Below are 15302 nucleotides of genomic sequence, written 5' to 3'. Positions count from 1 at the left end.
ACGTGATGCAAGTCGCCAACGACCTCAAATACCACCTGGGCTGGGCCGTACAGATCTACAACGCCGCCGAAGCCCTGCCCAACCTGATCAACCCGTTCTATATGCTGCCGCTGCTTGGCGTGCTCGGTTTGAAGGCGCGGGACCTGATCGGGTTTTCGTTTGTGCAACTGCTGGTGCACACGCCGCTGGTGCTGTTTCTGTTGTGGGCGCTGGGGACGACGCTGACGTATGTGGCGCCGGTGATGCCTTAGTAAAAATGGGGCTGAAACCCTCTTGTCACCTCGCCGTCATATCTCGCTGCTAGCGTCCAGCCGAAATATACGGCAACACTTTTCCGCAAAACAGGATTCAGGATGAACGACGACAAAACCGGCAACGATGCGCCTCCTCCAGCAGACGACAGCCCCACCGACACCAGCCGTCGGCGCTTTCTGGGGGGCGTTGCAGTCCTCGGTGTCGGCGCAACGCTGAGCGCGTGCGGCAATACTGGCGAGACTCCGGGTAAGCCTGAAGAGCGGCCGCTGTCGCCTGCCGAGCTGGACAAGGCGTTGCGCGATCAGGTGAAAAACGTGGTGGTGATCTTCGCCGAGAACCGCAGCTTCAATAACCTGTTCAGTGATTTTCCTGGCCTTGAAAAACCGTTGTCAGCCCTCAAGCCTGAGGACTATCAACAGCGCGACCGGGATGGCAGCCTGCTGGAAACCTTGCCGCCGGCCTGGGGTGGCGTGTTGCAGATCGGTCCGCAAACCCTCGATGGCGTGACCTATCCGAACGAAACCCAATTCCAGCAACACTTGCCCAACGCCCCCTACGCCCTCAAAGGCCCGAATGGCGAAGACTTGCCGTTTGGTCTGGTGACGCGTGATCTATGGCATGTGTTCTATCAGAACCAGATGCAGATCAACGGCGGCAAGAACGACCGTTTTGTCGCCTGGGCCGATTCGGGCGGCTTGACCATGGGGCATTACGCCCAAAGCCGTTATTCCCTGCGTCTATGGGACGTAGCTCGGGAGTTCGTGCTGTGCGACAACTTCTTCCAAGGCGCTTTTGGCGGCTCGTTTCTCAACCATCAATACCTGATCAGTGCCACCGTGCCGTTTTACCCGGATGCCGCCAACTCGGTGGCCAAGGCGCAAATCGCTTCGCTGCAAAGCGATGACCCGCGAGACACGCGCCTCAAGCCGCTGGAAAAATCCCCGGCCAGCGCCATGAGCGGTCCACCGCAGTTCGGCCCCAGCGCCCTGACCCCGGATGGTTACGCGGTCAACACCATGGCCCCGCCTTATTGGCCAACCTGGATCCGCGACCCGGAACGCCCGGAATACGCCAAAGCCGATCTACCCAGCGTGCTGGTACCGCAAACCCACGAACACATCGGCGACAAGCTGTCGAAGAAGAACATCGACTGGGCCTGGTACGCCGGCGCCTGGCAGGCGACGCTGGACCAGTTCAAGGACTCGGGGGGCATTCCGAAGATCCCCAACTTCCAGTATCACCATCAGCCGTTCAACTACTTCAAGCAGTTGGGTCCGGAAAACCCGGCCGAACGCAGCAAACACCTGCGTGATGGCGGTCTGGGTGACGAGTCGACCACTAACCGGTTTTTTGCCGATGCCGAAGCCGGGAAGTTGCCGGCGGTGAGTTTCTACAAACCCCAGGGCAACCTGAACATGCACGCCGGTTACGCCGACGTGGCATCCGGTGACCGGCATATCGTCCGTGCCCTGAAGGTGCTGCGTGAAAGCCCGCAGTGGAAAAACATGGTGGTGGTGGTCACGGTCGACGAAAACGGCGGCTGGTGGGACCACGTCGCGCCGCCGCAAGGTGATCGCTGGGGCCCAGGCACGCGGGTGCCGGCGCTGGTGGTGTCGCCATTCGCCCGTAAAGGCACGGTGGATCACACGGTGTACGACACCGCGTCGATCCTGCGGTTGATCACCCGGGTGTTCCAGCTTGAGACGCTCGACGGGATCAAGCAGCGCGATACCGCAATGATTGCCCGAGGCCAGAAGCCGATGGGCGATTTAAGCAATGCGCTGCATTTTTCCGGCTGATTGACTTTCAGTCTTGCGATCTTTTCGCGTGGGTACTAGACCTATCAACGCAAGTGGTTTCAGTATGTAACCGCCCTCGCTTTCGAGGACCCACGCTGAAAAGGATCTGAGCATGTTCAAACTCGCAGGATTGAGCCTCACCCTCGCCGCCCTTACCTTGAGTGCTACCGCCCACGCCGATACCGACCTGAAACTGGGCAGTACCGAACGGGTAACGCAGCTGTTCGCCTACCCCAACAACTGCAACGTGATTTGCTATCGCAACTGGACGCTGGAGCAAACGGTCGAGCACTACCTGACCCAAAGCGTTCAACGAGATGGCTACGCCACGGCAAAGGTCCATGTAAAAACCGATAACAATCAGCTCTACGCAAACATCAGTGGCGTGCCAAAGGACTACGCAAAACCGTTGACTGCATTGCTCGATGCCGGGGATCTGGCCCACGCCGGCGCCAACAAGCTGAATGCCGACGGCAAGTGGGCGTACAGCTGGTACCTGTTCCTGCCCTTGGGCATGGCGCTGGAAAACCGCAAAAGTGTCGAGCTGCTGCACTTCCCACCGGACTATTCGCTGACCCAGGCCCAGGATTACCTGGAATCGAAGACCACCGACCGCTGGGCCACGCTACTGACTGCCAACGGTATCGCCGCCGGACAAACACCGGCCTACCAGACCATCATCGATATCGCGCCGATTGCCGCCCCTTCCACCGCCGGCAAGGACCTTGAAGGCGTCTACGGCTACTTCAAGGACTACCAGACCACCCTGGTCAAGCAATTCAGCCAGACCAGCAGCGGCGTGACCTTGCCGATGGTCGCGTTTGGTGCACCGGTGCGCAACTGGGTCAAGGAGCAGTATGGACAGACCGTGGCCGTGTTGGGCCTGGCACAAATCATCCCGACCCCGGGCGTGAAGGTGCCGGTACTGGGTTCCAACCACCCTAGCTACATTTGGTATGCGGCCGACCCGGCGAACTATAACGACGATCAGGCCAAGGCCGATGCCGTGGGTTTGAAGGTGATGGGGCAGGACTTGAGTGCGGCTTGCTGGCAAGCGGGTATGGGCAGCAAACCCGGCAGTGACCCGAGTGCACAACTCAACACCTGCACGCAAACCTGGCAAGTGGCCCAGAAAGAGAAAACCTGCGAGCTGTTCTACACCTCGATCCGCAATCTGACGCCCGAGCAAGCCGCAACCAAGTGTTCGGCCCCGGACATCAAACCCCAACTGGAGCAGTTGAAAGTGCCTGCACCCGCGCTGGCTGCATCGCACCTGTAATCCTGCGGGCACACCTGCTGCGTAAGCATTCGCTGACGCAGCAGGCAGCCTCTATCGCCTGTCAGATCTGACAGTAGACCCTCTGTTTCATTTGCGAGACTCTTTAGACGTACCCATGTGCTGCAGGGCTGGCAGGATCGCCAGCCTCCTGTGGTCGCAGCGCCCAATAAACAAGGATCGTTATGAAACCCCAGGCCAGCGACAAGGCAGCTACGCTGTCGAGCTGCRTTTACCCGAACAAAGAACTCAGGGCCCGTCAGGGCTACCCCTCCAAAGCTCACTTCACGGTAATCCAGACTGACGATGGGCGCGGTGCGGCAATCACGGCACAGCGCAATTACCTGCGTATCAGTCGTATCTGTCGGGTGTCGGGACTGCTGATCCATACCCGCCGTTTGCATACCCTGCAACTGGCGCCGGGTATCCACGTCTACGATCCGTTTTTTTCCGGGCTACTGCTGCATTCCTGCGACCCGAACGTCTTTCTCGACATGAGCGAACTGTGGCTATGGGCGCTGAAGGACATCGCACCTGGCACTGTGCTGTGCATGGACTACGCCAGCACTGAAGAGAAGCTGACGCGTCAGTTCGCCTGTCAGTGCGGCTCGCCCGATTGCCGCGGCTGGATCACCGGCTACGATGATCCGCCAAACGCCGAAGGCCAGAAGTTCTTGCAACACTGGCATCGACATAACCCCTGATAAACGGAGGCTCAGCGCCGTTTACAAGGCACCGACCGGACGCAAGCGGTATTGCGGCGGCAGTTGTTCGAAACCGCTGATAGTCGCGTTCAGGCTCTTCCAGCGACCATCCTTGATGCCGTAGATGCAGCCGTGAACCGACAGGCTCTGCCCGCGGTGCCAGGCATTTTGCACAATGCTGGTATGGCCGACGTTGGCCACTTGCTGAATCACGTTGAGTTCGCAGAGACGGTCGACCCGCTCTTCTTCAGTCGGCAATTGACCAAGCTCTTCGCGGTGTTCGTAATACAGATCGCGAATCGAGCGCAGCCAGCCGTCGATCAGGCCCAACTGGCGGTCCTGCATCGAGGCGCGCACACCGCCGCAACCGTAGTGGCCGGTGACCAGGATGTGTTTGACCTTGAGCACGTCCACCGCGTACTGAATCACCGACAGGCAGTTGAGGTCGGTGTGCAGCACCACGTTGGCAACGTTACGGTGCACAAACAGGTCGCCAGGTAGCATGCCGACGATTTCGTTGGCCGGTACGCGTGCGTCGGAGCAACCGATCCATAGGTATTCAGGGGTTTGCTGGCGGGCCAGTTTGGCGAAAAACTCAGGATCTTCCTGATTKATCGCATCGGCCCAACGCGCGTTGTTATCAATCAGATCTTGTAATTCGTTCATGCTCTGAAGCCTCAAGAATGGTGCGTTGCTTTGACAGACAACCGCCCGTCGGGGTCACGCGGGTGTTGCAGGTAGTCGAACAATAATGTCTTGGAATCTTTAAGGGTAACGCCTGTCCACCTTATAAGGCCCCACATTATGAGGAATTTCCATGACTGATTCACGACGTCCTTATGGCGCGGTCCAACCCGAGCCTATCGACGACAACGAAGACCGCATGGGTTCGATGCGCGAACTGGACTTCGATGAAGAAGAACCCGGCGAGACCATCGGTGGCCTGACCCGCGAGCACGAGCGTGAGCAACAATTGCCCAGCAAACGCGTACCTGAAAAAGGCACGGGCGGTGCCTCGGCTGACGACGACCCCATTGACGACGACATGAGCCCGGAAAACCTGATCCGCGAAGATGGCGCCCGCGACGCTCATGAAGCTGGAGAAGACTTCAGCGCCGATTGGGACTTGAGCATTGTCGATGAAGACGAAATCGGCGGCGGCAACGGGCTGGATGAGGCGGAACTGGCAGAACGCGATCCGGTTGATGGCAATCGTTGATCTCTAGTGTCTGAAAGACCGCCATCGCGAGCAAGCTCGCTCCCACATTCGATGGGTGTCGAATACAAAGCCCGTGACCAACATACCCCCTGTGGGAGCGAGCTTGCTCCGGGCGGCGTTCCGACGATGCTTTTAAGGCTCAATCCACCAATGTGCAGGCCATCACCACCGCATCTTCACGCCCACCGACTGCCGGGTAGTAATCGCGGCGGCGACCGATTTCATTGAAACCATAACGCTCATACAGACGGAACGCCGCCTGATTGCTGTCGCGCACTTCCAGKAAACATTCCCGGGCTTTGGCTTCATAGGCACGGGACATCAAGTGCTCAAGCAGCCTCAAACCCAGCCCGCGCCCCTGGTTTTCCGGCTTGACCGTGATGTTCAGCAGATGCGCCTCATCGAGGATGATCTGCACGACGCCGTGGCCAACCTGTTGCTGACCTTCGAACATCAGCCAGATCTGGTATTTGCCCAGACCATCAAGAAAAATCCCACGGGTCCAGGGATGGCTGAACGCCGCGTATTCGATTCGCAGTACAGCGTCCAAATCCGCTTCAGTCATCGGGCGGAACGATACAGCGTCACTCATTCGATTCTTTCCAACGCGCCATCAGCCGACGCATGGCTTGCCAGACATCAGCCTTACGCTGTGGCTCTTCCATTAATAATTCCAGGCCGGGCAGCGCCCAGACCGACCCCAGGCCTTCGACCTGAAGCTCACGATTGTAAGATTCAGCGTTCGCCTCACCGGCAAAACGCACCGCCGGCAGACCGATCAACCATAGACACACACAAGGCGCGTCTTCCAGGCGAGCCGAAAGGAACCCTTGAACGAAATCACGGGCAGCCTCCGGGCCTTGATCCATGGTTCCACGTGCCAGCAGCGGCCAGCGGACCGGTTCGCCGACAATTTGCGGGCTGTCTGGCAGGCCGGCGGCGCGCAGCATGTCCTTGAGCAGCAAGTAGGCCGGATCGCGAGTCTGGAACGCACCGCCTGTGGGTAACTCCACCAGCAGCAGGCAACGGCCGGCACGCAGCAATTGCAAGGCAAAGCGCGGTGGCGGCACTTGCGGCGCCTTGGCCGCGACCGGTGCGTCTTCGACCTCTTCGACCGGCTTGCTCGCCGGGCGCGCGACCGAAGGCGTTGGGCGCGGCACTTCGACCTTGACCCGCTCGGCCGGCTTGGCCACTGGCTCTGCAGCAGCTTTCGCGACCTGAGCCGGCGCAATCGGCGTTTCGACCAACGGCTCTGGCGCTTCCAGCAGCTCGGGCCGCGACGGCGCGGCAAAGGGCAATTCAGTGCGCGGCAGCCAGTTGACCACCTGCATGGCGGTCAAATAGGCGCGGCGACGGGACTCGATAAGCAAAGGTCGGCCACTTGTGGATAACGGATAGTGCAGGGATTCTACCGCCCTTCGCTCAAGATCGCCCGCAGTTGATCGATAGAAAAGCGACTGTCCGTCCCGTCGATCTCTCGAGAGTGATTCCCATCGCACGTGATGCAGTACAATCGCTGCTTTTAATCGCCAACCAGCCGGCCATTCCAATGATCGAACCCAAGCGCGTCTTGCGCGCCCTCGCCGAACACTGGGCACTTCTGGAGCCTTTGTGCGAGCACTTCGACCAAGGCACCCTGAGCCTCAACGAACTGCGTTCACAGCTGGCCGCCCAGCAACTGGACAGCACGCCACAGGACATCACCAGCCTGCTGGACGTGTGGATCCGCCTCGACATTCTGGTTCCGGTGGCCAAAAGCCCGAACCGTTTTGAATTGAACGCGCAGATTCACGACTTCCTCGCCTACCTGCGCCGTGAGCACCGTCTGGGCCTGTGCCTGGAAATCGAAGCCTACCTGCGCCATCTGGAGCGGCTGGCCGGTTACATTCAGGACGCCTTCGACATCCGCGACGGCAATGATCTGGCGCGCCAGCTGCGTTTGCTCGACATGCGTGTGCGCGATGTCCTGAAAAAGCTCGCCAACGACGAACAGGCCCTGGTGGCCGTCGCCGAACGGGCCAAGACCAGCGACCGACAGATCCCGTTGCGTCAGCGTTATGCCGAAGTGTTGGCAACCTGGGACGAATACGTCGAACCGATGATTCAACTGGTCAACGCCGACGGCGCCTTCGAGCAAGGCGTACGCAAGGTGGAAAACGTGCTGTTGCGCATGCTCAGCGAACAACAGCGCCTCGGCCATCTGGTCGACGACGATATGTTGCTGCGTACCCACGCGCGCATCCTCGAAATGCAGACCAGCGCCCAGCTAACCTTGCGTCACGCTCGCGAGCTGTTGCTACCGCTGCGCGAAGAAGCCCGCCGGCACAACGCCGTGACCCGTGGCGCGGCGCTGGCCCTGTCGATGATCCGCCGCAAGGGCATCGACGCAGTACCGCAAGCGGCGATGCCGATGTTCACCCGACCGCAAAGTACCTTCCTCGGCAGCGCCAGTCAGGTCGAAGCCTACGTTTATGCACTGGCGCGTTTCGAGCCAAAACCGGCGCGTTTCCCCAAGGCCCACAAAACCCAAAAAGGCGAAGCCCCACGGGCGCCACGCACCGTTCGGGAAATGCTCGAACGCTGCGAAGACGCTCTGCCGATGCCGGATTTGATGACCTGGCTGCTGGAACAGGAACCGGACGGCGCGACCGACGAGTTGCTGTACTGGTTCTCCCGTCTGTCGCGGGAAAAACGCTTCAAACGCGAGCGCCTGGAACGCCGCGATTACCACACTCACGAGCACCAGGTCAGCCTGCGCTCCTTCGCCCTGCTCTCGGCCCGCGATGACGCGCCCGAGAATTCCGCGAGCACTCCTCATGCATCTTGATCTATCCGAACTGTCTCAGCTGGCACCGATCTTTCGCGAGCTGTTCAAGGGCTACCACGTCAGCCGTCGCGATCCTGAACTCTACGCGCAGCTGTCGAACTTTCAGGACCAGTACCGCACGCTGTTCAAGGCCCTGGGATTTGAACTGGTCTGCGACACCCGTGGCTTCTACTACTTTGTGCCGGACCTCGCCGCGGCGGCGGTGAACAAAACTGCCCAGCGTCTGGCGCTGTTCACCTTCATCCTTGTCGAGCATCTGGCCGACCAGGGCCGCGATCCGATTGCCGTGCTGGATGGTGGCAGCCTCGGTCGCGATGAACTGCCGTCATTGCTGGAAAAGTACCGCGACCTGTTCATTCAGGCCGAAGTACAAACCCAGGAAGAACTGGAAGAAAAGATCATGCGCCGCATGACCCAGCTCGGTTTCGCCGGCGAAGAGAATGGTATCTACCGCTTTCTGCCGCCGATGCACCGCTTCCTCGACGTTTGCCTGTCAGTCCAGCAAGACCGTGACCTGGCCGCCAGCCTGCACAGCGTGCTGCCATTGCCGGCGCCAGTGCTGATCGATGACGACAGCGACGAAAAACTGCTGCAAACCGATGACCCGCTCGACCTTAGCGATTTCGCTGAAGAAAGCGAAGAAGACGCCCTGGCCCGTGCCATTGCCGAAGAACAGGAGCTCGACGCATGAGCAAGGAACGCTACGGCATTCGCCGCTTTGCCCTTTTGAACACCGCCGGTTACAGCCTCGGTCTGTTCCCGCTGGAAGAGCCGCTGTCGGTCTACGGCGCGAACAACCTTGGTAAATCCGCCTCGATCAACGCCTTGCAGTTCCCGATCCTGGCGCGCATGTCGGACATGAGCTTCGGCAAGTACAGCCTTGAACAGTCGCGGCGTTTCTATTTCGCTACTGACACCAGTTACATCCTGGTCGAAGTCGCCCTGCCCCACGGCCCCCACGTGATTGGCGTGGTCGGACGCGGCCCGGGCGGCGGTTTCGGTCATCAGTTCTTCGCCTACGCCGGCAAACTGGACCTGGCCCATTATCAGAAAAACGATACCTGCCTGCGCCAGAAAGAGCTGTTCACCAACCTTGAGCGCGAAGGCCTGAAAGCCTATGAACTCAAGCCGGATGAATTGCGCCGCTTGCTGGTCGGTGGCCACACGTCGGTCCCGTTGGACCTGACGCTGATCCCGCTGCGCTCCACCAGCGAGCAGAGCCTGAAAACCTTCCGCGCACTGTTCATCAACCTGCTGCACATGCGTGAAATCACTGCGGCCAAGCTCAAGCAGTTGTTCCTCGATGCGTTCGAACACAGCCTGCGTTCCGGCAGTGTCGATTACATTGCCGCCTGCGAAGAGGCCTTCCGCGACGTGCGTCGCATGGAGCAGGACTACAACTCGCTGGTCACCGCCGGTCCGTTGGTCGAAGCGCTTGCTGCCGGCGTTACCCAGCGCAACATCCTGCGCGGCAAGTTGCACCGCATCTCACCGTTGCTCGACTCGTTGCTCGGCACCTGGTCGGACTACGCCAGCGCGCGCAAGGAAGAGCTGACGATTCAGGCCGAACACTACCGCAACGAGCAGGACGCACTGCAAAACGATCAGCGCGGCGGTACTCAGGAACTGATGCGCCTGGAGCGCGAAATCACCGGCATCCAGCGCTGGCTGGGCGAGTTGTCGGTGCTCAAGCATCGCTTCGCCCTGGTCGACGACGTCAAGGTGCTTGAGCAACAACTGCTCGCCGCCAAGGACGCACACGATGAGCTGGCCGGTGCGCTGGCGCRGTCCCGCCAATTCAGTGCCGAAGACCTCGAAGAGCGTCTGCGGGACCTGGAAAAACGCCTGAAGTCGGTCAAACAGCAGCTCGATCACGCCGACAACAACAGCTACGCCCGCTTGCGCGAAGAGTTCTCGCAACAGGACGTCGAACGCCTGATGCGTCTGTTCAACAGTGCGCTGTTCAGCTTGCCGCTGGGCGAACATGGCATTGCCCTGGACGAAGACGGCCAGTGGGTCAAATCCATGGAGCTGATCCTCGACGGCTTCAAAGGCGAGCGCTTCGAAGTGCCGGGCCTGTCCATCGACCTGTCGCACATCGAACCACCGGCCCTGCAAGCCCTGGCCGACCGCGCCGCGCTGCGTGATCAGAAAGACCGTCTGGACAAAGAACTCAAGCAACTGAAAACCCAAGCGGCCGTCGTGGCGGACCGCGCGGCCAGCAAGACCCAGACCGAAGCGCTGTACCAGCAAGTGCTGGATGCGCAAAAAGCCCTGGAAGACTTCCGCCGCTCGCAAACCCTGAGCGCCGAGGAAGGCGACAAGCTGGAACAACTGGCGCAGATGGAAGCTGCACAGGACGAGTTGAAGCGTTCCAGCGACGCCTTCACCGAACGCGTCCAGCAACTGTCGGCCAAGCTGCAACTGGTCGGCCGGCAGATCGGCGACATGGAAGCCAAGCAACGCACCCTCGACGACGCCCTGCGCCGCCGTCAGCTGTTGCCGGCAGACTTGCCGTTCGGTACGCCGTTCATGGACCCGATCGACGATTCCATGGACAACCTGCTGCCGCTGCTCAATGACTATCAGGACAGCTGGCAAGGCCTGCTGCGTGTCGACGGGCAGATCGAAGCGCTTTATGCGCAGGTTCGCCTCAAGGGCGTGGCCAAGTTCGACAGCGAAGACGATGTCGAGCGTCGCCTGCAATTGCTGATCAACGCTTACGCGCACCGCACCGACGAAGCCCTGACCCTCGGCAAGGCCCGCCGTGCAGCGGTGACCGACATCGCCCGGACCCTGCGCAATATTCGCAGTGACTACGACAGCCTTGAACACCAACTGGCGCTGTTCAACCGCGAGATCAACAAGCGTCAGGTCTCCAACTTGCAAAGCTTCCGCATCGTGCTGGCGCCGAACAAGGAAGCCCTCAAGCACATCGACCAGATCATCCACAGCGCTGGTCAGTATGAGGAAGGCGAAACCCTGTCGGTGTTCGACCTGAGCCAAAGCGCCGATCAGGACAACAAGAACGAAGAAGCCAAGGAATACCTGGCGCGGTTGGTGGCTGCGAACCACAACCAGTTGGGCCTGAAGGACCTCTTCGAGCTGGCGTTCGAAATCACCAAGGTCAACGGGCAGCCGGTGATTCATACCGACATCGATGGCGCGGCGTCCAACGGCACCACCATGACCATCAAGGCGCTGACCAACATGTACTTGTTGCTGCACTTGATGGATCGCGACCAGGCCGGGCGCGTGCGCGTGCCGTACTACCTCGACGAGGCAGCRGACATCGACGAGAAGAACCAGGCMGCCCTGCTGGAAACCAGCCTGCARCTGGGCTTCGTRCCGATCCTGGCSAGTGTGAAGCCGCARGTCTGCGCCAGYGTCGCCATCGACCTGGAAGGTGGCAGCGGGCCGCATGGTATCTACATCGACGAGGCGGACTGGAAGTACATTCGCCGGCATGACGAGGTGAAGGCTACGGTCAACGTTGAGTCGACCGAACCGGAACTGGACGAGGTCTGATCCTTTCACCGGCGTCGTAACGAAAAARGCCGCGGTCCAATGGATCGCGGCCTTTTTTATGGTTGCTGTTGCGGGCTATTTACCGAGAGAAATCTTCGGCGCCCAGGTCAGCCACTCGTCTTCGAACTTGTCGAACAGCGGGAAGGTCTGTTCAGGTCGTGCGGGGGTTCCCATCCGATCACCATCCGGTGTCGCGAACGCAATACCGCCCTGAATCAGCGTCTCCAGCGACTCGGTTCGCACCGTTGCGCCTTTGAACAAGCCAAAGTCCAGGCCAAAGCCACTGGTGTTCCAAAAGCGCGTTCCGCTGCGTACCAACGGCGCGTACTTCGGCTCGATCAGGATGTGGACCAACACGCGATCCGCAGTTTGACCCAGTTCATAGCCGGTGACCTTGCCGACGGTAATTTCACGATAAGTCACCGGCACGCCAGTTTTCAGCGAACCACGGCGAGCGGCGCTCAACACCAGACTCAGACCGGCCTCTTCCTTGACAGACTCCGGAGGATTGGCGAGCGCCACGAAGCTCTTCTGTGGCCCAAGGTTTTTCGCGGCGGGCTGAACCTCGATGTACTGCCCGGAGACCAGGGTTTCCAGGTTGGACGTTTTGATCAGGCCCAATTCCGGCTTGACCACCCAGAACTGGCTGCCGACTCGAGCAATGCGCTCTGGCACTTCGGTGATGCGTGCGGTGAGCAGCACAGATTGCAGATCATCACTGAGGTCGACGTTTTCCACCTTGCCGACATCCAGACCTTTGAAGCGAATCGGCGTGCCAGTGCGCAAACCGTCGGCACGATCGACTTTGATCGTGACTACAGCGCCTTTCTGGCTCGCCTCCTCACGGTTGGCGAACAAGCGGAAACGCGGAATCCGCTTCTGCAACGGCGCCGTAGCTTTCGGTGTTTCGAACGCAATACCACCGGCCATCAGGCTTTGCAGGGATTCGCTTTTGACCTGAATCCCGCCGGTGAGGCCACCGGTCAAGGTAATTCCGCTGGCGTTCCAGAATCGCGTCGAGGCGTTGACCAGTCCTTCGTACTCCTTCTCGATGTGTACACCGATGATCAACTGCTTTTTGGTACGAGAGAACTGATAGCTCTGCACCGACCCGACCTTGACCTGCTTGTAGAGAATCGGACTCCCGACTTCCAGCGAACCGAGGTTTTCGGTGAACAGCACCAGGTGCAGACCTGGAGAACGCAGATCCAGCGGCGGCGGCTTCGGCCGGGCCTCGAATTCGCGTTGCGGCGCGCCGCCCTTGTCGCCAGGGCGCACAGCAATGTAATTACCTTTTACCAACGCCTCCAACCCGGTGATCCCGGCCAACGAGATTGAAGGTTTGACCACCCAGAACTGGGTCCCGGTCACCAGGTAATCTTCGGCAAGCGGGTCCAGGGTCAACTCGGCTGTCGCGCTGGACAAGTCCGGGTCAATCTTGAGCGTTTTCAGGTTACCGACCTGAATGCCTTTGTACATCACGGGTGTGCGGCCGGCCTGCAGGCCTTCGAAGTCACTGAGTTTCACTTTGACACGAATACCGGCCTGAGCGGCGTCGAAGTCTTCATAGAGACGAAACGGCAGGCTCGGGTCAGTGGGTGGGCTGTCTTTACGGTTGTCCGGCGTGGCGAAGGCAATACCGCCCGCGACGATACTCGCCAGCGACTCGCTGCGTACTTTCACCCCTGACAGATTAGCGTCGATGCTGATCCCGCTGGCATTCCAGAAGCGCGTATGTTTGCGCACCAGATTGGCGTAGGTGGGTTCGATAAAGACTTTGATCTCGACGGTGCTCTGGTCTTCGGACAGCAGATAGCTTTTCACCTGGCCGACCTGGATCTGCTTATAGAACACCGGACTGCCACGGTTCAGGGAGCCCAGACGATCAGCCTTGATGGTCAAGTGCAGGCCTGGCTTGGAGTCAGACAGCGGTGGCTCCTTGGTCAAGGCGGTGAACTTGCGGCTTGGCTCACCCTCACCTGGGCTGATCGCCACGTAATTACCTGAAACCAGCGTTTCCAGGCCAGTAATCCCGGCCAGCGTGACGCTCGGTTTAACCAGCCAGAAGCGCGTACTGGTCTTCAGGTATTGTTCAACGTCCTTGTTCATTTCATCAAGGGCAGAACCCAAATGGCCGACCAGTTCGAAGCCGGTCGAGTTTTAGCTTTAGGCAAATCAGTCATGGTCGTCGTCCGACTCCGTGTTATCCCAAATCAGTCGGGGATCGAAAGTTACTGCAGCAAGCATTGTCAAAATCACCACACTGGCGAAGGCCACCGCTCCGAGATTCGCCTCGATACTGGCAAGTCGACCAAAGTTCACCACCGCCACCAGAATGGCGATCACGAAAATATCCAGCATTGACCAGCGGCCAATGAACTCGATAAACCGATACATCACGATACGTTGCCGTGCGGATAAAGGCTGACGCCGCTGTACCGAAAACAACAGCAATGCGATGCCCACCAATTTGAAGGTCGGTACCAAAATACTTGCGACAAACACCACGGCAGCAATCGGAAACATCCCGTGCTGAACCAGGGTGATCACGCCGGACATGATGGTATCGCCTTCACCCTGCCCCAATGTGCTGACGGTCATGATTGGCAACACATTGGCGGGTATATAGAGAATCGCTGCGGTAATCAGCAACGCCCAGGTACGCATCAAACTATTTGGGCGACGCGCATGAACCAGAGCTCCACAGCGAGTACATGTCTGCTCGTCGGTGTCCGGTTCCTGTTTGTTGAGCTCATGGCATTCGATACAAATCAGAATGCCCGCATCAATTGCCCGCATGAGCATCCTCTCCTGACAGCGCTTGCCAGATCTGATGAGGCGACATCACCACCTCAAGTAAAACCTGCACCAATAGCAAACTGATAAAGCATGCCAGACCCAAGCCAACCGTTATCGACGCAAGGTCAGCCAGCTTGACGATGGCCACCAGCACGCCCATCAAATAGACCTCGAGCATTCCCCAATCGCGTAGATGGTGATAAATGCGATAGAACAGCAAGCCGTAACTGCGCCCTATATCAAAACGAATGCTCAGCAATACCAACAACTGACAGAGCAACTTGAGCAGCGGGATTCCCATGCTGCACAGAAACACCACTACTGCCACGCCTTGCATCCCTGTATCGAATAGGCCAACGACACCACTCCAGACAGTGTCGTGCGACGATTGTCCGAGTAAATGGAGTTGCATGATGGGCAAAAAATTCGCCGGAATGTATAGCAGCAGGGCGGCGATTACTAAGGCGAGGCTACGTTCCACGACATTGTGCCGGTGGGCGTAGAGCTCATAACCACAGCGCGGACATAGGGCTTTCTCGCCATGAGCGAGTTGCGGCTTGCGCATCAACAAGTCGCATTCATGACACGCCACCAAGTCGTCCAGCGGTAAATCTGACAGCCCAGAGGCGTCAACCGGATCTGGCATAAAGGGCTCGGGTTCTGAAAATGACCGGCCTATTCTAGTGTTCTGGCCGAGAAATAACTGTGCAAATTTGTCCGGATTCCGGAATCAACTTTCTCGCAGGCAAAACAAAACCCCAACTGCTTTCGCAATTGGGGTTTCGGAATTTAATCTTGACGATGACCTACTCTCACATGGGGAAACCCCACACTACCATCGGCGATGCATCGTTTCACTGCTGAGTTCGGGATGGGATCAGTTCGGGATGGGATC

General features: G+C 59.1%; 13 protein-coding genes, 1 rRNA gene and 1 pseudogene. 8 read left to right on the top strand and 7 right to left on the bottom strand.

Going from position 1 to position 15302, the window contains the following annotated elements:
- From AC1DH9_RS07085 to AC1DH9_RS07070, 4 genes are all read left to right on the top strand, one after another.
- Positions 1–251: TIGR00366 family protein (locus tag AC1DH9_RS07085; RefSeq protein WP_477807973.1), on the top strand; the 251-nt coding region annotated here is incomplete at its 5' end.
- 102 nt (positions 252–353) lie between these two features.
- Positions 354–2054 carry an acid phosphatase gene (locus tag AC1DH9_RS07080; RefSeq protein WP_427545554.1) on the top strand — a complete coding sequence of 567 codons (1701 nt, stop codon included), beginning with the start codon at positions 354–356 and terminating at the stop codon, positions 2052–2054.
- A 112-nt stretch (positions 2055–2166) separates the two neighbouring features.
- Positions 2167–3333, top strand: coding sequence for a hypothetical protein (locus AC1DH9_RS07075; RefSeq protein ID WP_427545552.1), 1167 nt, complete (start codon positions 2167–2169; stop codon positions 3331–3333).
- A gap of 182 nt (positions 3334–3515) precedes the next feature.
- Positions 3516–4034, top strand: a complete 519-nt coding sequence (locus AC1DH9_RS07070) for a lysine methyltransferase (protein WP_477807972.1) — start codon at positions 3516–3518, stop codon at positions 4032–4034.
- Positions 4035–4055: 21 nt separating this feature from the next.
- On the opposite strand, the gene can is transcribed toward AC1DH9_RS07070, so the two are convergent.
- On the bottom strand, positions 4056–4700 hold the full coding sequence (gene can, locus AC1DH9_RS07065; protein WP_103318388.1) for a carbonate dehydratase: 645 nt from the start codon (positions 4698–4700) through the stop codon (positions 4056–4058).
- 151 nt (positions 4701–4851) lie between these two features.
- Between can and AC1DH9_RS07060 the strand changes: the two genes are divergently transcribed.
- Positions 4852–5253: a serine kinase/phosphatase gene (locus AC1DH9_RS07060; RefSeq protein ID WP_427545548.1), complete on the top strand. Its 402-nt coding sequence runs from the start codon at positions 4852–4854 to the stop codon at positions 5251–5253.
- Positions 5254–5392: 139 nt separating this feature from the next.
- Here AC1DH9_RS07060 and rimI read toward each other — a convergent pair whose 3' ends face one another.
- Complete coding sequence (gene rimI / locus AC1DH9_RS07055) at positions 5393–5845, bottom strand: ribosomal protein S18-alanine N-acetyltransferase (RefSeq protein WP_477807971.1); 453 nt, start codon at positions 5843–5845, stop codon at positions 5393–5395.
- On the bottom strand, positions 5838–6584 hold the full coding sequence (locus AC1DH9_RS07050; RefSeq protein WP_427545605.1) for an energy transducer TonB: 747 nt from the start codon (positions 6582–6584) through the stop codon (positions 5838–5840). Before AC1DH9_RS07050 ends, rimI begins: the two co-directional genes overlap by 8 nt.
- A gap of 218 nt (positions 6585–6802) precedes the next feature.
- On the opposite strand from AC1DH9_RS07050, the gene mksB reads away from it, so the two are divergent.
- The 3 genes from mksB to mksF are packed head-to-tail and all read left to right on the top strand — an operon-like array spanning position 6803 to position 11608.
- On the top strand, positions 6803–8080 hold the full coding sequence (gene mksB / locus AC1DH9_RS07045) for an Mks condensin complex protein MksB (protein WP_178098849.1): 1278 nt from the start codon (positions 6803–6805) through the stop codon (positions 8078–8080).
- Complete coding sequence (mksE, locus tag AC1DH9_RS07040) at positions 8070–8771, top strand: Mks condensin complex protein MksE (RefSeq protein WP_427533594.1); 702 nt, start codon at positions 8070–8072, stop codon at positions 8769–8771. Before mksB ends, mksE begins: the two co-directional genes overlap by 11 nt.
- Positions 8768–11608 carry an Mks condensin complex protein MksF gene (gene mksF / locus AC1DH9_RS07035; RefSeq protein ID WP_477807970.1) on the top strand — a complete coding sequence of 947 codons (2841 nt, stop codon included), beginning with the start codon at positions 8768–8770 and terminating at the stop codon, positions 11606–11608. The genes mksE and mksF overlap by 4 nt, the downstream gene beginning before the upstream one ends.
- A gap of 75 nt (positions 11609–11683) precedes the next feature.
- Here the strand turns inward: mksF and AC1DH9_RS07030 are convergent.
- From AC1DH9_RS07030 to rrf, 4 genes and pseudogenes are all read right to left on the bottom strand, one after another.
- Positions 11684–13791 (bottom strand): annotated as a pseudogene (locus AC1DH9_RS07030) (PqiB family protein).
- Positions 13784–14407 carry a paraquat-inducible protein A gene (locus AC1DH9_RS07025; RefSeq protein ID WP_019693707.1) on the bottom strand — a complete coding sequence of 208 codons (624 nt, stop codon included), beginning with the start codon at positions 14405–14407 and terminating at the stop codon, positions 13784–13786. Before AC1DH9_RS07025 ends, AC1DH9_RS07030 begins: the two are co-directional and overlap by 8 nt.
- Positions 14394–15053, bottom strand: coding sequence for a paraquat-inducible protein A (locus AC1DH9_RS07020; protein ID WP_427547470.1), 660 nt, complete (start codon positions 15051–15053; stop codon positions 14394–14396). The genes AC1DH9_RS07025 and AC1DH9_RS07020 overlap by 14 nt, the downstream gene beginning before the upstream one ends.
- A gap of 147 nt (positions 15054–15200) precedes the next feature.
- Positions 15201–15302, bottom strand: a 5S ribosomal RNA gene (gene rrf / locus AC1DH9_RS07015); the annotation flags it as partial.

Source organism: Pseudomonas sp. 05T35 (assembly GCF_056396605.1).
Note: the sequence above shows the minus strand (reverse complement) of the source record. Positions and strands in the feature narration are given on the sequence as shown.

Bases quoted from the DNA above. Each gene is read 5' to 3' on its own strand.
- AC1DH9_RS07080 (WP_427545554.1), top strand. From the start codon at position 354: ATGAACGACGACAAAACCGGCAACGATGCGCCTCCTCCAGCAGACGAC.
- AC1DH9_RS07075 (WP_427545552.1), top strand. From the start codon at position 2,167: ATGTTCAAACTCGCAGGATTGAGCCTCACCCTCGCCGCCCTTACCTTG.
- AC1DH9_RS07060 (WP_427545548.1), top strand. From the start codon at position 4,852: ATGACTGATTCACGACGTCCTTATGGCGCGGTCCAACCCGAGCCTATC.
- AC1DH9_RS07050 (WP_427545605.1), bottom strand. From the start codon at position 6,584: ATGCAGGTGGTCAACTGGCTGCCGCGCACTGAATTGCCCTTTGCCGCG.
- mksB (WP_178098849.1), top strand. From the start codon at position 6,803: ATGATCGAACCCAAGCGCGTCTTGCGCGCCCTCGCCGAACACTGGGCA.
- mksE (WP_427533594.1), top strand. From the start codon at position 8,070: ATGCATCTTGATCTATCCGAACTGTCTCAGCTGGCACCGATCTTTCGC.
- AC1DH9_RS07025 (WP_019693707.1), bottom strand. From the start codon at position 14,407: ATGCGGGCAATTGATGCGGGCATTCTGATTTGTATCGAATGCCATGAG.
- AC1DH9_RS07020 (WP_427547470.1), bottom strand. From the start codon at position 15,053: ATGCCAGATCCGGTTGACGCCTCTGGGCTGTCAGATTTACCGCTGGAC.